This is a genomic window from uncultured Abyssibacter sp. (assembly GCF_964000955.1).
Lineage (GTDB): Bacteria > Pseudomonadota > Gammaproteobacteria > Nevskiales > OUC007 > Abyssibacter.
Window position 1 is genome coordinate 1 of record NZ_CAXFCL010000356.1, and the last position, 23,278, is coordinate 23,278.

The 23,278-nt window shown below is 64.4% G+C and carries 15 protein-coding genes and 1 tRNA gene; 6 read left to right on the plus strand and 10 right to left on the minus strand.

Translation table 11 applies throughout. The features are described from left to right. Positions 1-1,609 (minus strand): 1-acyl-sn-glycerol-3-phosphate acyltransferase (locus tag ABNS06_RS17400; RefSeq protein WP_348675873.1); only part of this gene is annotated, 1,609 nt, incomplete at its 3' end. 35 nt (positions 1,610-1,644) lie between these two features. Between ABNS06_RS17400 and ABNS06_RS17405 the strand changes: the two genes are divergently transcribed. From ABNS06_RS17405 to mdoH, 5 genes are all read left to right on the plus strand, one after another. Further along, a complete protein-coding gene (locus ABNS06_RS17405; protein ID WP_348675874.1) occupies positions 1,645-2,115 on the plus strand; it encodes a DUF4112 domain-containing protein in 471 nt (156 codons plus the stop codon). Between the two features lie 241 nt (positions 2,116-2,356). Continuing rightward, complete coding sequence (locus ABNS06_RS17410; protein WP_348675875.1) at positions 2,357-8,305, plus strand: Calx-beta domain-containing protein; 5,949 nt, start codon at positions 2,357-2,359, stop codon at positions 8,303-8,305. 142 nt (positions 8,306-8,447) lie between these two features. Beyond that, positions 8,448-11,561 carry a bifunctional proline dehydrogenase/L-glutamate gamma-semialdehyde dehydrogenase PutA gene (putA, locus tag ABNS06_RS17415; RefSeq protein WP_348675876.1) on the plus strand — a complete coding sequence of 1,038 codons (3,114 nt, stop codon included), beginning with the start codon at positions 8,448-8,450 and terminating at the stop codon, positions 11,559-11,561. Between the two features lie 106 nt (positions 11,562-11,667). Next, a complete protein-coding gene (locus ABNS06_RS17420) occupies positions 11,668-13,218 on the plus strand; it encodes a glucan biosynthesis protein G (RefSeq protein WP_348675877.1) in 1,551 nt (516 codons plus the stop codon). Further along, positions 13,218-15,599, plus strand: a complete 2,382-nt coding sequence (mdoH, locus tag ABNS06_RS17425) for a glucans biosynthesis glucosyltransferase MdoH (RefSeq protein ID WP_348675878.1) — start codon at positions 13,218-13,220, stop codon at positions 15,597-15,599. Before ABNS06_RS17420 ends, mdoH begins: the two co-directional genes overlap by 1 nt. On the opposite strand, the gene ABNS06_RS17430 is transcribed toward mdoH, so the two are convergent. Further along, on the minus strand, positions 15,581-16,336 hold the full coding sequence (locus tag ABNS06_RS17430; RefSeq protein WP_348675879.1) for a TetR/AcrR family transcriptional regulator: 756 nt from the start codon (positions 16,334-16,336) through the stop codon (positions 15,581-15,583). The genes mdoH and ABNS06_RS17430 overlap by 19 nt on opposite strands. 146 nt (positions 16,337-16,482) lie before the next feature. Continuing rightward, positions 16,483-17,721, minus strand: coding sequence for an NADH:flavin oxidoreductase/NADH oxidase family protein (locus tag ABNS06_RS17435; RefSeq protein WP_348675880.1), 1,239 nt, complete (start codon positions 17,719-17,721; stop codon positions 16,483-16,485). Between the two features lie 251 nt (positions 17,722-17,972). On the opposite strand from ABNS06_RS17435, the gene ABNS06_RS17440 reads away from it, so the two are divergent. Further along, the gene (locus ABNS06_RS17440; protein ID WP_348675881.1) at positions 17,973-18,788 is read left to right on the plus strand and encodes an SDR family oxidoreductase; all 816 of its coding nucleotides are present in this window, start codon (positions 17,973-17,975) and stop codon (positions 18,786-18,788) included. 66 nt (positions 18,789-18,854) lie between these two features. On the opposite strand, the gene ABNS06_RS17445 is transcribed toward ABNS06_RS17440, so the two are convergent. The 7 genes from ABNS06_RS17445 to ABNS06_RS17475 form a co-directional block, all read right to left on the minus strand. After that, positions 18,855-18,928: transfer RNA gene (locus ABNS06_RS17445), tRNA-Gln, on the minus strand. A 183-nt stretch (positions 18,929-19,111) separates the two neighbouring features. Then, a complete protein-coding gene (gene rpsI / locus ABNS06_RS17450; protein ID WP_348675882.1) occupies positions 19,112-19,504 on the minus strand; it encodes a 30S ribosomal protein S9 in 393 nt (130 codons plus the stop codon). A 3-nt stretch (positions 19,505-19,507) separates the two neighbouring features. Further along, positions 19,508-19,936 (minus strand): 50S ribosomal protein L13, encoded by a 429-nt coding sequence (gene rplM / locus ABNS06_RS17455; RefSeq protein ID WP_348675883.1) that lies wholly within the window; start codon positions 19,934-19,936, stop codon positions 19,508-19,510. A gap of 145 nt (positions 19,937-20,081) precedes the next feature. Beyond that, entirely contained in the window at positions 20,082-20,393 is a 312-nt protein-coding gene (locus ABNS06_RS17460; protein ID WP_348675884.1) for a (2Fe-2S) ferredoxin domain-containing protein, read from the minus strand. Continuing rightward, a complete protein-coding gene (locus tag ABNS06_RS17465) occupies positions 20,390-21,115 on the minus strand; it encodes a DUF481 domain-containing protein (RefSeq protein WP_348675885.1) in 726 nt (241 codons plus the stop codon). The genes ABNS06_RS17460 and ABNS06_RS17465 overlap by 4 nt, the downstream gene beginning before the upstream one ends. A gap of 213 nt (positions 21,116-21,328) precedes the next feature. Next, positions 21,329-21,895 (minus strand): LPS assembly lipoprotein LptE, encoded by a 567-nt coding sequence (lptE, locus tag ABNS06_RS17470; protein ID WP_348675886.1) that lies wholly within the window; start codon positions 21,893-21,895, stop codon positions 21,329-21,331. Further along, positions 21,888-23,278 (minus strand): class I tRNA ligase family protein (locus ABNS06_RS17475; protein WP_348675887.1); only part of this gene is annotated, 1,391 nt, incomplete at its 5' end. The genes ABNS06_RS17475 and lptE, both read right to left, overlap by 8 nt.

Genomic DNA, 23,278 nt, shown 5'->3' on the forward strand with positions numbered 1-23,278 from the left:
GCTGGCTGGCGAGCAGGCTTACCGCCGTCAGCGCCACCGGACTGACCACCGCCGTGCCGTTGATCCGCCGCATGATCTCCAGACCCAGCTGCGACACAAAGCCCGCCCACCAGTCCGGGCGTTCGTCGGCCGACCAGTCGGTGTCGCGCCAGTCCGGGCAGGCTTTCTGCACATGCTCCAGCACGTCCAGCGGCTCCCCGAACGCGATGTAGGGCTGCCCGTACTTGCGCTTGAGGCTGCGCCCCGCCTTGAGCAACTTGGCGGCGGATTCACGTTTCGCCTTCTGCCCGCGCAACTCGCTGAAGTAGCTGTTGACCTCCATGATGCGGTCATAACCCAGGAACACCGGCACGAGCTTGACCGGCTTGTCCGGATTGCGCAGCGCGCTCTCCACCGTCATCGACAACATGCCCATCATCGGTCGACGCAAACGTCCTGTCCGGCTGCGCCCGCCCTCCGGATAGAAACTGATCGGCGTACCGCGGGCCACCAGCGCATCCACATAGGCGCGAAACACGGCGCTGTAGAGCTTGTTGCCTCGGAACTTGCGGCGCAGATAAAACGCCCCGCAACGTCGCAGCAGTCCGCCGACCGGCCAGAAATTCATGTTGATCCCGGCGGCGATGTGCGGCGGCGCCAGCCCCTGCTTGTAGAGCAGATAACTCACCAGCAGATAGTCGAAATGGGACCGGTGCGACGGCAGATACACCACGCCGCCGTCGTGCGCCGCCTCGCGTGCCGCATCGACGTTGAACACGCTGAGACCGTCGAAGGTTCGCTTCCAGACCCAGTCCAGCACGACCTCCATGAACCGGATCGCGGCCATCGTGTAGTCGGCGGCGATTTCCTCGCCGTAGCGCTGCACCGTGGCCAGCACATCCTCGCGGGAGCCACGCCCCTCCTCGATCGCGGCGTCGATCGCGACCCGCACGGACGGATGGTGCTTGAGACTGCGCACCACCGCCTGCCGATTCGATCGGCTGGGCCCCAGAACGGCACTGCGATTGCGGCTGAAGTGCAGACGCAGGATGCGGGAAAGCTTGAGCAGACCGGTCGGGCGATCCGGTTGCTCAGCCATGAACTCGCTGAACGACAACGGCTTGCTGAAACTCACCAGCGTGTTGCGCCCGTTGGCCAGCACGATAAAGAACTTGCGCAGCCACCCGGCCTGATCGCTATCGGTGAACAGGATCTTGAGCAACGAAGTCTCGCGCCCCGGGTCGCGCCCCCAGTAGACGGACACCGGCACCAGCTGCACGTCGTAGTCGCCGGAACCCAGCGCCGCGTCGATGAGCGATTCCAGCTCGCTGGGCTGACCGTCCGGCACCCGCGCCAACGCGGGCAGAAACAGCACGGCGGCTCGCTCCGGCGTCGGCAACCGTTGGCGCGTGAGGTAGGGCAGCGGCAGCCCCCGGCTGCGAACCACGGACTCGACCACCACGCGATCCGACCAGCTCCGGACCGGCAACACATAGCAAACCGGCCGATCCGCCGCCTCGCCGAGAATCGACTCCGGCGGATCCGGCACGATGCGCGCCCGCACCCACCACAGCAATGGCTTGCGCCACAGCCAGGCGACTGCAAGCATCAACCAACGAAACGGATTCATTATCTCTTCCGCAACACCAGCGCGAATTCTAACTGATGGCCAACCTGTCTCCGGAGCGTTCCGAACAGATTCAGCGTGAGCTCGACCGCTACGTCTGGCTGCTCGACGACTGCATCCGCATCCCGGGCACCCGAATCCGGACGGGTGTTGATGGCCTGGCCGGTCTGATTCCGGGAATTGGCGACATCGCGACCGCGGTTGTCGCGCTCGGCCTGGTCGCCCGCTACTGGCAACTCGGCGCCCCGAAACGTCTCGTGGCCCGAATGCTCCTGAACGTCGGCATCGATGCACTGGTCGGCCTGATTCCGGTACTCGGAGATGCGTTCGATGTCGTATGGAAAGCTAATCGACGCAATATCGATCTGATGCGACGTCACTCTCTCCCGCCGCCTGAACCGGCCGAAGCCCGCCGGCGCCCGAAACCCGGTGCCGTGTGGTTGTTCGGACTCCTCGTTGTCGCCCTGACAGCCACGCTCGTGGTCGGGATTCGGGTTTTCTCGTCATAAGCCGACGTTGGCATTTATTACAAACCCGAAAACTGGTGTCCGGTTTTTTCCGCGTTTTTCGTTACCAGTTATAAGGCGAGCGCCGAACGCTGATCGGCCGGGAAGCAATACTCGCTCCGGATTATTGAAGACTTCATCTACCTGACGGCATACTCCGCTTCAGGGGACTCCACTTCTTTATTGATATTCAAGCCGTTGCCATGCGGACGCGCCGCACTGGAAGCAACGGAGGGGAAAAAACATGACTCACGCGTTTCGCGCCCTTCTCATCGCCCTGGCCTTGACCGCGGCAACACCCGGTTTCGCGCTCACCGTGGTTGTCGACACCGGCATGCAGGGCCAAGGCGGGTGCAACGACGACGATGCCGAGACAACATGCTCGTTGCGTGACGCGATCACCTTCCTGAACACCCAGACCGACGTGGGCGGCGAAACACCCCCCTACCACACGATCAACTTTAACCTTGAGTCGATCGGCCAACAAGACGGCGTCGCCACGGTGTTTGTACAGAGCGGGGACCTCCCGGATGTTGCGGTGCCCGTCCAAATCATCGGTCAGATCGTCGAAGGCGGCACCGATCCGGCAGTCCAGGTTTCGTGCCTGTCTCCCGGCGGCTCTGAGGACCCGCCAGCCGCGTTCGCCTTCGTCGGCGCCCAGAGTGATGACTACCGAATCGAGAACCTCTCGATCACCGACTGCGTCACCCAGAACGCGCGCGGCGGTGGCGCGATTCATTTCAATCCCCAGGAATCCAACGGCACACCGCGCCCGTCAACAATTGAAATCACCTCGGTCATCATCAGCGGCACCAGCGCCGCGGCGGGACCGGGTGGAGCAATCAAGATCGCGGCCGAGCAAACCGCCATTATTTCCGATACCCACATCTCCGACGCTACAGCCAGCACATTCGGCGGCGCCATCGACAACGAAGGCTTTCTGACGCTCACTAACTCCACGCTCTCTGGCAACTCGCTGGTCACGAGCGTCTTCACCCAGCCCAACGGAGCGGGCGCAGGCCTGTCCAGCCGACTTGATGCAACGGGATCGACACTACTCAATCGCGTGGTCATCTCGGGGAATGCCGCCGGAACAGACGACGGTGGTGGCATCTACGCGGAAAAGCGGCTCGCCACCCTGGTCTGGGAAATTCAAGACTCGCAGATCATCGACAATACGGCTGCCAATGGAGCCGGTCTGGCAGTGGGTCTCGGAGGCCCGATCACGGTGTCCGGCACCACGTTGACGGCGAACGTCGCCAGCACGTCCGGTGGCGGCATTTACCTGGGGATCACCGACTCGCGCGGCGGCTCAATCGCGGCGTCCAACTGCACGGTCTCGGGCAACGAGGCGGCCACTGGAGCCGGTGTCGCCGCTGACTCGGCGAACGCACGCGCATCCTCGATGGTGAACTGCACGATCGCCTTCAACGGGTCCGACGCACCATTCGGTGGCGGCGAGGGCTACGGCTTCGAGATCTCAGCCAACCAGCTCGACGACCTCTTCCCTGGCAATTCCGACGCTCCGTTCCACAAGAACCTGTTGGTCGGCAACATTCCGGCGAATTGCTCCGGCACCTTCAGTCATGATTCCACACTGACAGCCGGCTCCAACGTCGCGTCAGATTCCACTTGCGGGTTCACGCAGCAGACGGACACCGAACTCTCGGGTGTCGGTCAGGCGCTGATCAGCCCGACGCTATCCGCGAGCAGCAACACGGTCGCACTACCTGGCGACACGGGTCTGCTGATGCACCGCCTCCTGGTCGGCAGCCCGGCCATTGACGCCGGCAATCAGCTCGGAACTGCAAGCGACCAGCGTGGCGCACCCGCGGCAGACGGCCTGAACGATGACATGACGGCAGTGATTCGCGACGCCGGTGCCTACGAGTTCGCCGGATTCTCCGCGGTAGAGTTCGAGAATCCCAGCATGTCCGTGGACGAGGACGACTCCCCGCTGCAGTTCCGCCTGCAACGATACGGTGATCTGTCGACAGCGGCGGCGAACATCGCCGTAGTCCTCGAAGGCGGCACCGGTGAAGGCGAGGCCGAAGCCGGAGTCGACTTCACCAGCCCGACGTCACCTTCGGTCGTGGCGATCGCCGCCGGCGAAACGCTGTCGGAGCTGATTTCCGTCGAAATCGACGACGACACCAGCGTCGAAGCCGACGAGGTCTTCTCGCTGCTGCTCGCGGGCGAGACAACCTGGGACCTGGGTACACAACAACCGGTCACCGCGACAATCAACGACATCGAGGTCGGCACGGTCGAATTCGAGTTCGATGATTCCGAGGACCCGTTTGTCGTCAACGAGAACGATGGCAACGTCAGCATTACGCTCACTCGAACCGGTGGAACCGACAAAGCCGTGTCCGTGCTGGTCAATTCGACCGACGGCACCGCCAGCAGTGTGGACAACGAAGACTATGTCGCGATCGAAGACCTGCTGATCACGTTCGATGACGGAGAGGCGACACAGACCTTCAACGTCACGATCACGGACGACGATGACTTCGAGCTCGACAACATCAGCTTCTCGCTCGGACTGTCACTCCCCGACGGTGCGGACAACCCGGCGAATTTCGCGCTGGGCGACAACAGCACTCTGGATGTCGAGATTGATTCCGATGACGCCGCGATGGCTGGCCAGTTCAGCTTCACCGAAGCGTCGATCATGGTCACCGAAGGTACGAACTCCAATGCCACCTTCAGTGTCCAGCGTCTTGGTGGCACCGATTGCACGGTGACCGTGGACTACGCCACGAGCAACGGAACGGCCGACGCAGGTTCGGATTTCACGGCAAGATCCGGTTCGCTGGTGTTCGAGGACGGCGACGACACGACCAAGACATTTGACGTACCTATCTCTGACGACGCACAGCGTGAAGGCGACGAGCGCTTCAGCGTGTCGCTGTCGTTCGGGGAGGATGCGGTATCGGGCTGCGAAAGTGGCGCGGAAGCCATGCTGGATGAACCAAGCTCCGCGCAAGGCATCATCCGCTCCAACGAAGTCGTGCGGTTCCAGTTCGACCAGGCATCCTGGGCGGAAAACGAGAACGCCGGATCCATCGAGATTTCGGTCAGTCCGCTGGATCCGATCACCGGCGACGACATCGTCATCGCCTACGCCACGGACGATGGCACGGCACTCGCACCAGAAGACTACACGGCGACGTCCGGCACGCTGACCTGGAGCGACGGCGACGGCCTGGAAACCACCCGAAGCTTCACCGTCCCGCTTGTTGCCGACGACGACGCGGAAGGTGCGGAGATGTTCACCGTCGCGCTGATGTCTCAGTCCGAAGGCGCCACGATTGAAGGCGCGAGTTCAACACCTGTCACGATCGAAGATCGCCTCGGCATACGGTTCACCGAAACCGCGTTCCGGTCCGATCGTGAAAACGGCGGAACGGTCACCGTCGCACTTGAACGCGTGGGCTCACTTGAACTCGCCGCACAGGTTGACGTGATGTCCGTCGATGGCAGCGGAACGGCGACGGAGGAAGTCGACTACGACGCCCGCTCCGTGACCGTGACCTGGGCCGCTGACGAAGGCGGAACCAAGAACGTAACGTTCGATGTCCTGCCGGATACCCAGATCGAAGGCGACGAGACGTTCTCGGTGACGCTACTGAATCCGGTCAATGCGGTCATCGTTGAACCCAGCACCGCGACTGCCACCATCACGGACGATGACAATGCAGTGACCCTGGATGCGACGACCTATTCCGTCGTCGAAAGCGCAGGCGAGGTTACCCTGTCGCTAACGCGCACCGGCTCCGTTGGGGCGATCAGCGTCGACTACGCCACTTCAGATGACAGTGCGGTTGCCGGGCAGGACTACACCATGACCAACGGCACGATCGAATGGGCCGATGGTGAAAACGGGCCCAAGACATTCACGGTGCCAGTGCTCAACAACGACACCCCGGAAGCCGCCCGTACATTCTCAGTCGCGATCAGCAATCCGATGCCGTCCGAAGACGTGGTGCTTGGCAACATCCAGAGCGCCGATATCACCATCGCTGACGACGACTCGCTGATCACCATGGACACGGCGGAAATCACCGTGGCGGAAGACGCGGGCATGGTCACGATCTCCGCCACGCGTTCGGGAACGGCCCTCGGTGACGCAGCAGTCACCGTCAGCACTGCGGATGGCTCTGCCGTTGCGCCCGGGGACTACACAACCACCACCAGCACGCTGAGTTGGGCGGATGGCGAGACCGGCTCCAGGTCCGTGACGATACCGATTGTTGACGACCAGCTGGTCAACGACACCGTCGCGTTCACGGCCAGCCTGAGCGAAGCGACGCCGAGTGCCACAACGCATATCGCTGCGGAAAATTCGACCTCGGTCATGATCACCAACAACGACTCCAGCATCATGCTCGACATGAGCACGGCGACGGTCACCGAAGGTGATGGCATGGTCACGATCTCCGCCACCCGGATCGGCTCCTTCGGTGCCGCAAGCGTGGACTACCAGACGGCGGACGGGACTGCCGAGGCAGGGACTCACTACACCGCCACGTCCGGAACGCTGAACTGGGCCGACGGAGAGACCGGAACGAAGATGCTGTCGGTTCCGATCCTCGACGATGCCGGCGTGAACGATCCGCGGGACTTCACGGTCTCGCTGATCAACGCCACCCCCGCCAACCGCGTGTTCATCGGGGCGCAGGCCCAGGCAACCGTGACCATCGAAAGCGATGACACCGTGATCGCGATGGCGACCGCCACGGCCTCGGCAGAGGAAGGTGACGGGACTGTGACGATCTCGGCGGTGCGCAGCGGCTCAACCATTGGCGCAGCCTCGGTCACCGTTTCGACCACGGATGGCACCGCGACCGCCCCGACCCACTACACCGCGCTGAACGGGACGTTGAGCTGGGCGGACGGCGAGTCGGGGACCAAGAGCGCAACGGTCACCCTGGTCGACAACTCGGTGGTCAATGCCGACCGCGTCTTCACGGTTTCACTGAGCGAACCGTCGCCGAGCGCCACGGTCTCCATCGCTGCCGAAGACACGACGGCGGTCACGGTCATTGACGACGAAACCGTCATCACGCTGGACATGGAGACCTACGTCGTCGTGGAAGGCGGCACGGTGACGCTGTCGGCCACGCGTTCGGGCTCGGCGTCCGGCGCCGCGACCGTCACCTACTCGACGGTCGATGGCACCGCCACCGCACCCAGCCACTACACGGCCGCGACCGGCACGCTCAACTGGGCGGATGGAGAAACCGGCTCCAAGTCCTTCACCGTTGATGTCAACGACGATGCGACGCTGAACGTCGACCGGGTGTTCACCGTCGATCTGACGGAACCCACGCCTGGCGCGCGCGTGCTGCTGGGTGATACCGCCTCGGCCGAAGTCACGATTGAGGACAACGAGACGCAGGTCCGTTTCGAACGAGACGCCTACACCGCCGATGAAGGCGATGGCAGCGTGGACCTCACCGTGTTGCGGATCGGCATGGGCGCCGGTGCGGTAACGGTGGACTACGAGGTCAGCGGCGGCTCCGCGATCAACGGCACCGACTACGTCCTCGCCGACGGCACGATCACCTGGGCCAATGGTGATACCGATCCGAAGGCGATCCGGGTGACGTTGACCGAGGATGCGATCGCCGAGGCCACGGAAACGGTGGTGATCACCCTGTCGAACGTGACCTCCAGCGGCGAGGACACCCCGCTGGGCGCACCGTCAAGCGCCGCGCTGTCGATCGAGGACAACGACGACGTCGGGTTTGTCGTCGAGTCCAGCGGCAGCAGCCTGACGGTCACCGAGGGCGGCACGGCCGGCACGGCGACGGTTGTTCTGGCATCGCGTCCGACGGCAAACGTCACCGTCAGCTTCGAGACACCGTCCCGACTGAACGTGCGCACGGCGAATCCGGCTGACGCATCACGCCTCGTCTTCACCCCGTCCAACTGGAACGTGAGCCAGACGGTGGAGTTGATCGCGGTTGATGACGACGTGCAGCAGGAAACCGAAACGCTGACGGTCACGGCCCGCACGCAAAGCTCGGACAACAACTACAACAACCTGTCCAGCTCGCTGCAGTTCACCGTGGTGGACAATGACGGCAATTCCGGCGGAAGCGGTGGCTCCGGCGCCCTGGGCGGCGGTGTGCTGGTCGCCCTGGGCGGTCTGGCAGCACTGCGCCGTCGGCGCTGGCTGCACTAGTCAGGACTGACATTTCGTAGGATTCGGGCCCCACCAGCCAGCTGGTGGGGCCTTTTTCATGCCTGAAATCGTCAGATTCACGGATTCCGGAAGCGGCCATCACGGGACTACCATGTCGCATACATCTATGTGAGAGCCGCCCGTGCCCCAGGATCTCGACCGTCACTATCTCGCCGACGAGGCTGCAACCGTCGAGCAATTGATCACCGCGGCCGCCCTGTCGGACGAGGCCGCGCTCAACATCTGCGGGCAGGCGGCCACCCTGGTCGAGGGGGTGCGTCGACGCAAGGATGAACAGTCGGCGCTGGATGCCTTCATGCAGGAGTACGACCTGTCCTCCGACGAGGGCGTGCTGCTGATGTGCCTGGCCGAAGCCTTGTTGCGTATCCCGGACGAGGAGACCGCGGAAAAGCTCATCGCCGACAAACTCGGTGACGCGAACTGGGAATCACACCTCGGCCGCAGTGAGTCGCTGTTCGTCAACGCCTCCACCTGGGGACTGATGCTCACCGGCCGGATCATTCGCGTCCCGACTCGGGATGCGAAGGCCTGGCGCGGCATGCTAGACAAGCTCATCGCCGGCAGCTCGGAACCCGTGATCCGCACGGCGCTACGCCAGGCGATGCGGATGATGGGCAGCCAGTTCGTGATGGGACGGACGATCGAGGACGCACTCAAGCGCGCCGGCAAGGCCAGGAGTCCCCAGATCCGGCATTCCTTCGACATGCTTGGCGAGGCCGCACTGACCGCCGCCGACGCGGACCGGTATTTCGACGCCTACATCCTGGCGATCCGGGCCATCGGCAACGGCCTGGGCAAGAACGGCGACGTCATCAGCGGACCGGGCATCTCGGTCAAGCTCTCCGCGTTGCATCCACGCTACGAGTACAGCCAGCGCGAGCGTGTACTGCGAGACCTGCCCGAGAGACTGCTGGCGCTGTGCGAAGCCGCTCGTACAGCCAACATCGGATTGACGGTCGATGCCGAGGAAGCGGACCGCCTGGAGTTGGCGATGTCGGTGTTCGAGACCGCCTACCGGCATCCGTCGAACCGCAGCTGGGACGGCCTGGGGCTGGCCTGTCAGGCCTATCAGAAACGTGCGCTGCCACAGATCGAATGGCTGGTGGCCCTGGGTCGCGAACTGGGCCGGCGAATCCCGGTCCGACTGGTCAAGGGCGCCTACTGGGACACCGAGATCAAGCGTTCGCAGGAACAGGGCCTGTCCGGCTATCCGGTGTTCACTCGCAAGTGCACGACCGACGTGTCCTACCTGGCCTGCGCCCGCGCCCTGCTTGGAGCGCGTGACGTCATCTACCCGCAGTTCGCGACCCACAACGCCCACACCGTCGCCGCGATCCGCGCGTTCGCGGATGACGGCGAACGCGACCGCCCACGCGACAGCTACGAATTCCAACGCCTCCACGGCATGGGCGAGGCCTTGTACGAGGAAGTTCGCGAACGCTACCCGAACGTCGGCTGCCGCGTGTACGCGCCGGTCGGCTCGCACGAGGATCTGCTCCCCTATCTCGTGCGGCGCCTGCTGGAGAATGGCGCGAATACATCCTTCGTCAACCGCATCCTGGATGAGTCCATCCCGGTGGACGAAGTCGTCGAGGATCCGATCGCGGAGCTTCGCAGCGTCAGCAGCAAACCCCATCCGGGCATCCCCCTGCCGACCGGCATCTACCCCGACCGGACCAACTCCTCCGGCATCAATCTAGCCGTGGCGGCCGACCGAGTGCCGGTCGCCGATGCCATCCTGGCGCTGGATCAGGCCCCACCCCTGGTGACGCCCACGCCGCGGGAAGACACACCAACCAGCCCACGGATCAATGTCAGCTGCCCCGCCAACCTGCTGCGGCATGTCGGCGCCTGGCATGCGGCCACGCCGGATGATGTGAAACGTGCCGCCGATCGTGCCCGTTCGGCATTTAAACGGTGGAGCACCACCGATGTCGATGAACGGGCCCGGCTACTGGAAGCCATGGCAGACGGCCTGGAAGCGCAGCGGGCCAACCTGATGGCGCTGCTGGTCCGCGAGGCCGGCAAGACCTACGCCGATGCCCAGGCCGAGGTTCGCGAGGCGGCCGATTTCTGCCGCTACTACGCAGCCCGGGCACGGGAATTGATGAGCGAACCGGCGCGTCTGCCGGGCTACACCGGCGAAACCAATCTGCTGCGCCACGCGCCGCGCGGCGTGATCGCCTGTATCAGTCCTTGGAATTTTCCGCTGGCGATCTTCACCGGCCAGGTCGCGGCCGCGCTGGTCACCGGCAACTGCGTGCTCGCCAAGCCGGCGGAACAGACCACGCTCATCGCGGATGCCGCGGTCAGGATCTTCCGCCAGGCCGGATGTCCTGCCGATGTCCTCCACCTGCTGCCCGGCACCGGCGAGGCCATCGGCCCCAGCCTGCTCGGCATGACCGGGCTGGCCGGCGTGCTGTTCACCGGTTCACTGGACACGGCCCGCCTGATCGCCCGGCAACTGGCGGAGCGGGACGGCGCCCTCGTGCCGCTGATCGCCGAGACCGGTGGCCTGAACGCCATGATCGTCGACTCCTCGGCTCTGCCCGAGCAGGTCGTCAAGGACGTCATCCAGTCCGCCTTCGGCAGCGCGGGACAGCGCTGCTCGGCGCTGCGTGTGCTGTGCATCCAGGACGACATCGCCGAACGCATTCTGCCCATGCTGGCGGGTGCGATGCAGGAGCTGCGTATCGGCGACCCGAGCGACTTCTCCACGGACATCGGCCCGGTGATCGACACCGAGGCCCTGGGGCGCCTGCGCGCGCATCGTGAACGCATGGACCGCGAAGCCAGGCGTATCGCAGCTGTCCCCGGCGCCAACGCATCAGGCCACTATTTCCCCCCCGTGGCCTACGAAGTCGACTCGCTGGCGCGGATCGGCGGAGAGGTGTTCGGGCCGGTGCTGCATGTGCTGCGCTACGACGACGAGCATCTCGACCGACTGGTCGACGAGATCAATGCGCTGGGCTTCGGACTGACCCTCGGCGTTCACAGCCGCATCGAAAGCACCTGGAAGCACATCAGCGAGCGGGCACAGGTCGGCAACTGCTACATCAACCGCAACATGGTCGGGGCCGTCGTCGGGGTCCAGCCTTTCGGCGGCGAGGGGCTGTCCGGTACCGGACCCAAGGCGGGCGGTCCCGACTACCTGCGCCGGCTCACGACCGAGCGCACGCTGACCATCAACACCGCGGCAGTCGGCGGCAACGCGAACCTGCTCACGCTGGATTGACGCAACGCGTCACGCGCCACGGACCGGGCGGGGAACTTGTCGCGTCTCCGGGGTTCCCATCAGGTGGGAGGGGGCATGTCGTTTTCAGGGAAGAAAGGACCACATCATGCCCAGGGCCGATCGACGAGGGCGGTCACGCACTCAGCCCGTCACAACCCTGCTCGTCGCCATCGCCGTCATGTTGTCGACGGCCGGCGTATCGCAGGCCGCGGAGGTCACCGACTACGCGTCGCTGGTCGCCCATGCCCAGGCTTTGTCCAAAGAGCCCTACGAGCCGCGCAAGGTTGAACTGCCACCAGCTCTGCAGGGCCTGGACTATGACGCCTATCGCGATATCCGCTTCCGGCCAGCCAAGGCCGTGTGGCGCAATGCCGGCCTGCCGGTCGAGGCGCAGTTCTTTCACCTGGGCCTCTATTACGACACCCCGGTCGAGATCAACCTGCTGACGTCCGATGGCGTGCAGCGTGTGGACTACTCCCCCGACCTGTTCGACTACGGCAGCAACCCGACGCCGACCGACATCGACAAGTCCATGGGCTTTTCCGGTTTCCGGCTGCATTACCCGCTGAACCGCGAGGACTACAAGGACGAGCTGATCATCTTTCACGGCGCCAGCTATTTCCGTTCACTGGGCGCCGGACAGTGGCTGGGCCTGTCGGCCCGCGGCCTGGCCATCGATACGGGCGAGCGATCCGGCGAGGAGTTTCCGGTCTTCACCAAGTTCTGGATCGAGTGGCCCCGTCGCGATGCCCACCAGTTCCGCATCCATGCGCTGCTGGAAAGCGAGAGCGTCACCGGCGCCTACAGCTTTCTGGTGACCCCCGGCACGACCACCAAGACCCGGGTGACGGCGACGCTGTTCCGGCGCGGCGAGTTCGCCAAGCTCGGCATCGCTCCGCTGACCAGCATGTTTCACTACGGCGAGGACGTCCCGCGGCCGCGCAATGACTTCCGACCCGAGGTGCATGATTCGGACGGCCTGCTGATCCATGCCGGGGACGAATGGCTTTGGCGCGGCCTGGTCAATCCCAAGCAGTTGTCGATCAACGCCTTTCAGGCGAAGGATTTGCATGGATTCGGCCTGATGCAACGTGATCGCGACTTCACCAGCTACCAGGATCTGGAGGCTCACTACCACCAGCGGCCCAGCGCCTGGATCGAACCCATCGGCGATTGGGGCGAGGGTGCGGTGGAACTTGTGCAGATCCCGACCCGGAACGAGGTGAACGACAACATCGTCGCGTACTGGCGCCCGAAAGACGGGCTCCCCGCCGACCAGCCGCTGAAAGTCGAATACAGCATTCACTGGCAGCATGATGAACTCGCCGGGCCGGACTACGGGCGCGTGATCGGCACGCGCATCGCCCGCGCGGGGAATCCGGAAGGCAACCACCGCTATGTGATCGATTTTGCCGGCGATGCGTTGAGCGAGTTGCCCACGGACGCTCAGGTGAATGCGGATGTCAGCTTCCCACCTCACTTCGTCGTCGCCGAACAGATCGCGTTCCGCAACCGCGAGACCGGCGGATGGCGCCTGGTCATCCGCGGCAAGCTCAAACCGGATTCGGAAAAGCCGGCCGAACTGCGCGCTCGCCTCGTGACACCGGACCAGCAGCCACTGAGCGAAGTGTGGACCTACACGGAACCGGCCACCTGATGGCCGATCGTCCGAACGATACGACGCAAAGCCACCGCGCCGCGCTACGCGCACGCAGCCGCAACGGGCGACCACCGCGCTTCTCCGCCCTCGCCGAGCTCGCCGCCGGGACCGTGATGCGATGGTTCGGCGCCGACGCGCGGGACGGCATCGACCAGTGGCCCCGACTCAAGCTGGTGTCCATGCCCGCACTGCGGCGCACACCGATGGCGCCGCGCATGCCGGATACGCCACCACGCTCGGGCCGTCCGCTATCGGAACGACTGATCATGACCTGGCGCCGGCTACTGCTGCTCGGACTGGCGGCGGCACAGACCATCTTCGCCAGTGTCTACTTCATCGGGCTGCTGCCCCACCAGGGCGAGCGCGGCCTGGAACTGGTCATCGGCCTGCTGTTCGGCGCGCTGTTCTTCTGGGTCTCGATCGGCTTCTGGACCGCCATCGCAGGCACCATCCTGTGCCTCACCGGCATAGACCGCTTCCGTATCAGCCGGCGGATTCCCGACGAGCTGCCGGACAGCGAAACCCGAATCGCGATGGTCATGCCGATCTACAACGAGCCGGTGAATCGCGTCTACGCCGGATTGCGCGCGACCATCCGTTCGATCCAGGACGGTCGCCTGGGCGACCGCGTGCACTACTTCATTCTCAGCGACAGCACGGATCCCGACACGCAGGTGCAGGAAGAAGTGGCCTGGGCCGAACTGATCCGCGATCTCGGCATGGCCGGGCGGGTGCACTACCGCCGTCGCCGTCACCGCATCAATCGCAAGACCGGCAACATCGCGGACTTCTGCCGCCGCTGGGGCGGTCGCTACGACTACATGATGGTGCTGGACGCCGACAGCGTGCTCCAGGGCCACTGCCTGGAAAACCTGGTCGGCATTCTCGACACCTCACCGCAGGTCGGCATCGTTCAGACCGCGCCCATCCCGTCCAATCGCGGCACGCTGTTCGCGCGGGTGCAGCAGTTCGCATCCCGCGTCTACTCGCCCGTGTTCTCCGCCGGGCTGCACTACTGGCAACTCAGCGAGGCGCAGTACTGGGGCCACAATGCGCTGATCCGGCTGGCGCCCTTCATCAAGTACTGCGGCCTGCCACGCATGGGAGGCGGTCCGCTGGGCGGTGCAATCCTCAGCCACGATTTCGTCGAGGCTGCCTACATGCGGCGCGCCGGCTGGGAGGTCTGGATCGCCTACGACCTGGCGGGGAGCTTCGAGGAACCACCTCCCAACCTGATCGAGGAGCTGGAGCGCGACCGGCGCTGGTGCGAGGGCAATCTGCAGCACCTGCGCCTGTTCAACACGCCGGGCCTGCACCCGGCCCACCGCGCGGGCTTCCTGGTCGGCGCGATGGCGTACCTGTCGGCCCCGCTGTGGTTCTTGTTCCTGGTGGCGACCACGATCCAGCTGTCGATCGAGACGCTGGTGGAACCCGAGTATTTTCCGGACCAGCGGGTCCTGTTCCCGGAATGGCCGATCTGGCAGCCCGAACTGGCGCTGAGCCTGTTCGCGTCGACCATGGCCATCCTGATCGCACCCAAGTTCTTCGCCGCTCTGCTGCTGATCCTCCGCGGACAGTCACGCGGATTCGGCGGCATGATCGCGCTGCTGATGTCGGTGATCACCGAGGTGCTGATCTCCAGCCTCTACGCGCCGCTACGGATGGTGGCGCATACCGGTTTCGTGCTGTCCGCCCTGTTCGGTCTGAAGACCAACTGGGGCGGTCAGTCGCGGGCGGATGGTGCCCTGCCCTGGGGTGGCGCCATCCGCCTGTTCGCGCTGCCCACCGTGGTCGCGGCCGGCGCTGGCGGCTACCTGTGGTGGCTGAGTCCGCAGTATCTCTGGTGGGCCATTCCGGTCCTCGGCCCGATCATTCTCAGCATTCCCGTCGCGGCGCTGTCCGGCAGCCGGCCGATGGGCCGGCTCGCCCGCCTGCTGAAGCTGTACCTGACACCCGAGGAGACCAATGCGCCGGACGTACTGGCGTGGACCAACGAGGACGTCGCACGCGCGGAAACCGTCGGACTAGCCGGGCGGGCCCGCGCCATGGACGCCATCGCCGATCCAGTCATCTGGGCCATCCACTGGACCATGTCACCGGACACCCGTTCACGACATTCCCCGATCAGGGAGCGACTGAACGACGCCGCCCGCCGCGCACTGGAGGACGGCCCGGACGCACTCGACGACGAGGATTGGCGCGCGCTGCTGCGGGACATGCCCGGCTTGCAGGCATTGAGCTGGGCGGTGTGGATGCGACCGGAGCAACAGGTTCGCGCCGACTGGGAAGCACGAATCCAGTCGCGCGCCCGGGACGCCAACACGCCCCCACCCGCCCTGCGGCAACAGACGGAACCGCTTCAGTCCATCGCAAGCTGAAGGGCGGCCACGGCCGGCGGGTGGCCGCTGTAGATCGATTCGGTCAGGAACAGCGCACGCGGCAACAGCTCCATGATCTCCGCCTCCTGATCACGACGCAGATAGGTGCACACGAGTTCCTCGATCGCCGCGATGACGGCGAGAAAGATCTCCTGCGGCAGGTCCGGCAGCCCGGGGGTGGCCTGACGACGGCGCTCGTACAGCATTCGATGCATCTCGGCGAACTGCTCATGCCCCCAGTCACGCTTTCCCCATGCGCGTGCGCCGGCCGCGTGAATCTCGAGCAGAAAGCACTTGGCCAGTGCCGGATTGTTCAGATTGAACGCCAGATAAATCCGCAGCTCCTGCCGCATGCGGTCGCTCCAGCTACCGACATGCAGACGATGCTGCGTGAGCAGGGTCACCAGTTCCAGGTGGGCGGCTTCGTAGCCAGCGAGAAAGGCGGCTTCCTTGTCCGGAAACAGCTGGTAGAACGTCGTCTTCGACAGCTTGGCGAGCCCACAGATATCAGCGATGGTCGTCGCCGTGTATCCCTTGCGTGCCACGGAATGCACGACGCCGTAGAAAATGCGCGCGCGCTGAGACGATTCCACCTCGGCCTGCGACAGCTTGTGCACGCCACGAGGCAGCGTCCAGCGCGTGCCGCCGCCCTGAAGATCCGGACGTTCGATCCGTGAGATTGCGGCCGAGATGTCGAAGCCGACCTGCTCGTCCTCTGCTGCTGGTACGTCTGCCATAGGAGTATCCGGCGAGGCATCAGCCGCCTCGCGAATATCCATTATGTACCGGCGGGACTATCGAGCAAATCCGCAATGCGGTGCGGGACCGGGGCGACTGCGTATTTCCTCAACAGTGGGCCGCCGTTCGGATCTGATCCCCGCTGTCAGCCGCTCGCGCGCAATCGCCTCGTCCGCCGCATGCCGGACGCGGTATCAACGAGACTGCAGAGGAACGCCTTCAGCCCGGATTCCCCCGGCTTGGGCGCCTTGCCACGGCCGATACGCCGCAACTGCCGGGTGTACCAGGTGACCTCCATGATCGCCATGCGATCCACGGGCCCGATCCCGGTCTTGATCGGACGCACCGTCTGCAACGGATCCTGACCGGCCAGCAGGCGCTTCGAGACATCAGGCTCGATCGCCAGCAGGCGCGCGATGCCGCACAGATCCAGCGATCCGGACGCCAGCGCCGCCGTCATGCCGGCATGGGTGCGGAATCCGCCCGTCACCATCAGCGGCGTGCCGGTGATGCGCGCGCGCACCTTGTCGGCAAAGTCCAGGAAATACGCCTCACGCTCACGGGTGGAGGCGCGCGCACCTGTCATCGCGGGCGCCTCGTAGGTCCCGCCGGAGATCTCGATCAGCGCGATGCCGGCGTCAGCCAGTGCCGCCATCACGTCCAGCGATTCGTCCTCGGTGAAGCCACCCCGCTGGAAATCGGCCGAATTCAGCTTGATGCCAATAGGGAAATCCGGGGCGGTCGCCCCGCGCATCGCCGCCAGCACGCGCAACACGAAGTGACGACGGGCCTCGGCGCTGCCGCCCCACTCATCAGTGCGCTGATTGGTCTTGGGCGACAGAAACTGGCTCACGAGATACCCGTGCGCGCCGTGAATCTGCACGCCCGTAAAACCGGCCTTGTAGCAAATGCCCGCCGCGCGCCCGAAGCGGGCGATGATGTCCTCGATCTCCTCTCCGGTCAGCTCGCGCGGCGTTTCGAAATACGCCTGCATGGACTTGTTGAACGGGACCGGCGACGGCGCGACGGTCTCCTCGTTCAAGCCCTTGGGACATTGGCGACCTGGATGATTGAGCTGCACCCAGATCTGCGCGCCTTGCGCCTTGCCGGCCTCGGCCCAGGCGGCAAGCTTGTCCAGATCCCGCTCGTCCTCAATCACGACGTTTCCGGGCTCGCCCAGCGCCTTGCGATCGATCATCACGTTGCCGGTGATCAGCAGACCGGTACCGCCGGCTCCCCAGCGCCGATAGAGCTCCACCAGCTCGTCCGTCACACGATTGTCCGCCGTACCCAGCGCCTCGCTCATCGCGGACTTGGCAATGCGATTTGGAACAACCGTGCCGTTGGACAACGTGAACGAGGTATTCAAGGTGATTTCGGCCATGTGATTTCCGAATGTTGGCGGTCAGTCGCACGCCTCGCCCAGACATGCGATCCGGCGAACGTGACCTCAAGACAGAAGCCCGGAATCCTGACCGCGAATGCCGACAGGGGCAAGCCGGGAACCGGCAAGCGATCCGTTTGTTGCCGCCAAGTCACTGCACCTGCTCGCCGCCTTGCCCCTGGCCGCAACCCTGCCACTAGCTCAAACAGGATCGTTAGACTTGCGGACGATCAGGACTCGGAATCTGAACGATGCAGACAGTTGCCATCATCACCGGCGGTGCGGGCGGAATGGGGCTGGCGACGGCCAGACGGCTGGGCGCCACCCACCGGATCGTGATCAGCGACGTAAAGCCTGAGCGGCTGGACGCCGCAGTCGCATCCCTGGGCGAGCAGGACATCGCCAGCCGGGCGGTCGTCTGCGACGTCACCGACCGCAACTCGGTTGACGCCCTGTTCAATCAGGCCGCGACTCTGGGGCCGGTGAGCACCGTGATCCATACGGCGGGACTGAGCCCGCAGATGGCCGATGCGGAAACCATTCTCCGAGTCAACGCACTCGGAACCATCCACATCAGCGAAGCCTTCCACCCGATGGCCTCCGAGGGATCGGCGCTGGTCCACGTCTCCTCCATGTCCGCCTATCTGCTGCCAGACCTGCTGGTCCCGAAACGCGCCTTCGCAAACGCCTTCACCCAGCCCGATCGGCTGATCAGGAAGATCATGTCGCGGGTAAGACTGATGCCCAACGGCCTGTACCGCACCGGCATGGCCTACGCGGTCAGCAAGCGCTTCGTGCAATGGTACTGCCAGGCCAGCGCGGGCCGATTCGGCGAAAAAGGTGCCCGAATCCTCTCCGTCTCCCCCGGCACCTTCGACACCGAGATGGGCCGGCTGGAGGAGAAGAGCGGCGCCGCCGACATGCTCAAGACCGCAGCGCTCAAGCGCCCGGGCAGACCCGAGGAAATCGCCGCCCTGATCGCGTTCTGTGCGAGTTCGGAAGCGAGCTACATCACCGGCGTCGACATTCTGTGTGACGGCGGAGTCGTGGCTGGAAGACAAAGGTAACCGTCGCGAACCCGCACCAACCGCATCAAAACAAAAGCCCGCTCAAGGCGGGCTTTTGTCTGAAGATGGCTGGGGGACCAGGATTCGAACCTGGATTGACGGAGTCAGAGTCCGTAGTCCTACCGTTAGACGATCCCCCACTTGGTGATCGTTGGGCCGGCAATTCTAGCGCCGCCCCGCTCTCGTCCCAAACTCAAAGGATTTGGGCGAGAGATTTTCGTGCGAATCAAGGCGCGGGATTGGCGAGCAGCGGAGCGTACATCAATACGTGAGCAGCGCAGCCAATCACGCAACGCAGAGTCGCGCGAAAAGATCCGCCCAAATCAGCGCTTGGAGAACTGCGGGCGCTTGCGAGCCTTGTGCAGACCAACCTTCTTGCGCTCGACCTGACGATCGTCACGGGTGACGAGGCCAGCCACGCGCAGCGGCTTGCGGTTTTCCTCGTCGTAATCGATCAGGGCGCGGGTGATGCCGTGACGCACGGCGCCAGCCTGTCCACCCGGACCACCGCCAGCGACGGTGACCTTGATGTCGAAGCGGTCGACGGACTCGGTGACTTCCAGCGGCTGGCGAACCACCATCTGCGAGGTCTCACGGCCGAAGTAGTCTTCGACGGCCTTGCCGTTGATGGTGATCTGGCCGGAGCCCGGCTTCAGGAAGACGCGAGCGGTCGCGGTCTTGCGACGGCCGGTGCCGTAGTTCTGCGTATCTGCCATGACTTAAAGCTCGAGAGTAATCGGCTGCTGGGCGGTGTGAGGATGCTCGGCACCCGCATACACCTTGAGTTTCTTGAACATCGCACGGCCCAGCGGGTTCTTCGGCATCATGCCCTTGACCGCAGACTCGATGACGCGCTCAGGGTGCGTTTCGAGCATTTTCTGCAGTGTCGTGGCCTTGATGCCACCCGGGTAACCGGTGTGACGGTAGTAGGTCTTACCAAGCAGCTTGTTGCCGGTGGTACGGACCTTCTCGGCGTTGACAACGACGATGTAGTCCCCGGTGTCGACATGCGGGGTATAGATAGCCTTGTGCTTGCCGCGCAACCGATTGGCGATTTCGCTGGCAAGGCGACCCAATGTCTTGTCAGAGGCGTCGACGACGAACCAGTCGCGCTTGACCTCGGCCGGCTTGGCGGAAAAGGTTTTCATGCTGCAATTCCGGAATTCAATAGGATTCCAACCGGGGTCCCCGGCTGAAAGGGCGCGAAATATTAGCCGAGGCGGTGCCGATGCGCAACCGCCTGAGCGTCGAAGTTTTGAGACGCCGACCGACGGGCCGAACGGTCCTGTCCAGCTAGATTTTCAACCGCTCCACGGGCTGACCGTTCTTCAGGTGCGACTCGATGATCTCATCGAGATCGGACTCGTCGATGTAGGTGTACCAGGTCTCGTCCGGATAGACGACCGCGACAGGCCCCAGTTCGCAGCGATCCAGGCAGCCCGCCTGGTTGACACGGACCTGCCCCGGACCGGACAGGCCTTCGGCCTTGACCTTCTTCTTGACGTAGTCGCGGAAGTGGTCGGCATCGTTCTCCTGGCAGCTGGGACGGTCACCGCCATCCCTCAGATTGCAGCAGAAGAAGATGTGATGCTTGTAGAAACTCATGGGTTGTCCTTGCCGAACTCGTAGGACAGCGACACCGACAGATAGGTATCCGTCTTCTTGCGATCATCCGGCACGGTGCTGTTGTGCTTGACGGTATAGGTGATGCCGGCGAAGGTCGGGCCGATGATGGTCAGCTTGAGACCGGTGATGGACTCGCTGTAGGTGTTCTCGTCACCCGACTCGGTCAGAAACTTCTGCGTGAATTCGGAGGTTTCGCTGATCTCGAACTGATAGAGCAGCGCACCCCGAACGATCGCATCGCTCTCGCGCAGCGATTCGGGCTTCTGCGATTCCTGCTGACGCGCACCGGCGCCCAGTTCCACGTTCAGCTCGTTGCGATCGCTCTTGAGCAGGCGACGACCGTAACCGACGGTCTCCGTCGTGCGCTCGCGAACACCGCCGAACAGGTCCTTCTCGTAGGACAGGTTGGCGAACAGATAATTGAATTCAGTGAAGTCGAAGCTGGTCTTGAACGTGGAGGAATAACGCTCGGCGTTCTGCTCGTCGTCCTCCTCGGCCGTGAACACGGTGGCGGTGAACTGGTTCTCCCAGCGCCCGAGTTCATGCTGAAGCGCCAGCGACGCGTTGATGCTCTGTGACTGCGAGTTGCCACTGGTCTTGAGCACCCCCAGCTCGGCCTTGCCGCCGATCGCCGCCTGCGCGACTCCGGTGAAGGCGAGCGTCAACAGGCCGGTCACAAGCATCCCTGCGCGTTCAATCATTGTCTGGTTTCTCTCTATCAGGTCTGGGGGAATCGTCGGGTAGACCGCGTAACGGGGAGATTGATTCCAACCACCGACGGGAAACCCCGCCCTTGTCGGACAAACCGAGTCGCTTGCGGCGACCCGCATTATACGAATGCACGTCGGCCCGCTCGAAATCCCGCTGCCTGTTCACCCTGAGACCGAACCGCGCGACCCGGGCTCAAGCCATGATCAGCGCGGCTCCGACGGCGGCCTCTGGTCCACGCTCGGCCTGAGGGACTCCGACGTCGTGCCGGGCATCATCAGCGACGCCTCCAGCCGCAGCATCATCAGTTCCGCCAGCTCGGCCTGGATCGCCTCGCGCAGTTTCAGTTCCTCGGCTTCCTTGGCAAGGACCGCGTCGGCATTGAAGCTGTAGTCCCGCGACAGTGACAGCGTCTGCTGTGGCAGCACCGTCTCGCCATCGGCCTTCACCGTGTACTGGATCGTGGTCGTGAGTTCGTATTCGATGGCCTTGCCATCCGCGCCCACCGAAATCACCTGCCGCCGCTCGTCGAGTTGCTCGATGACCAGGCTGGCCCGCGCGTCACGCGCCTTGCGCTGCACTTCCGCGCCACGGGCCCGCAGCGCTGAACGCAGCGAGGCGACGATGGGCGGCTCCAGCGTCCGGTAGTCCTGGTTCACCTCGATGAACACGCTGCGCAGCACGTCCGGCAGCGGTCGCCCGCCGCGCAGCTGAAAGCCGCAGGCCGTGAGGCCCGCCGCCAGCAGCAACGCGATTGGACCGAGTCTAGACAACGATATTGACCAGCTTGCCCGGCACGACGATGAAACGGCGCAGCGGTTTGCCGTCGACGAAACGGGCGACGTTGTCGTCCGCCAGCGCGACAGCCCTGAGCTGGTCCTCGTCGGCTTCGGCCGGCACCTCGATGCGGCCGCGCATCTTGCCGTTGACCTGCACACTCAGCGTGATCGCTTCGGCGACCAGCAGCGAGGCATCGGCCTCCGGCCAGGCGGCGTCCTCGATCGCCCCGGTCTGCCCCAGCGCCTGCCAGCAGGCGCGGGTGATGTGCGGCGCGAAGGGGTTGAGCATCTGGGTCAGCGCCAGCGCGGACTCACGCAACACACCGTCATCGTCACCGACCTTGTAGAGCAGATTGGTCAGTTCCATCATCGCGGCGATCGCGGTATTGAAGGCCTGCCGGCGATCGATGTCATCGGTCACCTTGCCAATGGTCTCGTGCAGCTTGCGGCGCGCCTCGGTGGCCGACACCTGGCCCTGACCGGCCGGCTCGCCGGCCACCACCGCCTGCACCAGCCGCCAGTAGCGGCCCAGGAAGCGGCTCGCGCCCTCCAGACCGGCATCCGACCAGACCAGGGTCTGATCCGGCGGTGCTGCGAACATCATGAACAGACGCACGGCGTCGGCACCGACCTGGTCGATCGCCGTCCGCGGGTCCACACCGTTGCGCTTGGACTTGGACATCTTCTCCAGAGCGCCGACGATCACCGGCTCGCCGTCAGCGATGGCCACGGCCTTGGTCACACGGCCCTTGTCGTCGCGTTCGATGCGGACCTCGTCCGGCGCGAAATAGGTCTTCTTGCCGTCGGCGGACTCACGATAAAAGCACTCGGCCAGCACCATGCCCTGCGGCAGATAGCGCTTGAACGGCTCGTCGGACTGCACCAGACCCACATCACGCATCACCTTGTGGAAAAAGCGCGAGTAGATCAGGTGCATGGTCGCGTGCTCGACGCCCCCGATGTACTGATCCACCGGCAGCCAGTAGTCGGCGCGGTCATCCAGCATCGCCGTGTCCAGACCCGGGCAGCAAAAGCGCGCGTAGTACCAGGAGGACTCGAAAAAGGTGTCGAAGGTATCCGTTTCGCGCTGCGCGGCCTCGCCGGTTTTCGGCGATGTCACGTCGGTGAACGGGCTGTGTCCCTTCAGTGGCGAGCCGCTGCCGTCGGGCGCCAGATCCTCGGGCAGCACCACCGGCAGATCGGCGTCCGGTACCGGCGTGAGCGAGCCATCGGCCTCGCGGATCACCGGAATCGGGCAGCCCCAGTAGCGCTGACGTGACACGCCCCAGTCCCGCAGGCGGAAGTTGATGCGGCGCCGGCCTCTGCCGTCCGCTTCCAGCGCATCGGCAATCCGCTCGAAGGCCGCAGCCGACTCCA

Bases quoted from the DNA above. Each gene is read 5' to 3' on its own strand.
- ABNS06_RS17405 (WP_348675874.1), top strand. From the start codon at position 1,645: ATGGCCAACCTGTCTCCGGAGCGTTCCGAACAGATTCAGCGTGAGCTC.
- ABNS06_RS17410 (WP_348675875.1), top strand. From the start codon at position 2,357: ATGACTCACGCGTTTCGCGCCCTTCTCATCGCCCTGGCCTTGACCGCG.
- ABNS06_RS17420 (WP_348675877.1), top strand. From the start codon at position 11,668: ATGCCCAGGGCCGATCGACGAGGGCGGTCACGCACTCAGCCCGTCACA.
- mdoH (WP_348675878.1), top strand. From the start codon at position 13,218: ATGGCCGATCGTCCGAACGATACGACGCAAAGCCACCGCGCCGCGCTA.
- ABNS06_RS17430 (WP_348675879.1), bottom strand. From the start codon at position 16,336: ATGGCAGACGTACCAGCAGCAGAGGACGAGCAGGTCGGCTTCGACATC.
- ABNS06_RS17435 (WP_348675880.1), bottom strand. From the start codon at position 17,721: ATGGCCGAAATCACCTTGAATACCTCGTTCACGTTGTCCAACGGCACG.
- ABNS06_RS17440 (WP_348675881.1), top strand. From the start codon at position 17,973: ATGCAGACAGTTGCCATCATCACCGGCGGTGCGGGCGGAATGGGGCTG.
- rpsI (WP_348675882.1), bottom strand. From the start codon at position 19,504: ATGGCAGATACGCAGAACTACGGCACCGGCCGTCGCAAGACCGCGACC.
- rplM (WP_348675883.1), bottom strand. From the start codon at position 19,936: ATGAAAACCTTTTCCGCCAAGCCGGCCGAGGTCAAGCGCGACTGGTTC.
- ABNS06_RS17460 (WP_348675884.1), bottom strand. From the start codon at position 20,393: ATGAGTTTCTACAAGCATCACATCTTCTTCTGCTGCAATCTGAGGGAT.
- ABNS06_RS17465 (WP_348675885.1), bottom strand. From the start codon at position 21,115: ATGATTGAACGCGCAGGGATGCTTGTGACCGGCCTGTTGACGCTCGCC.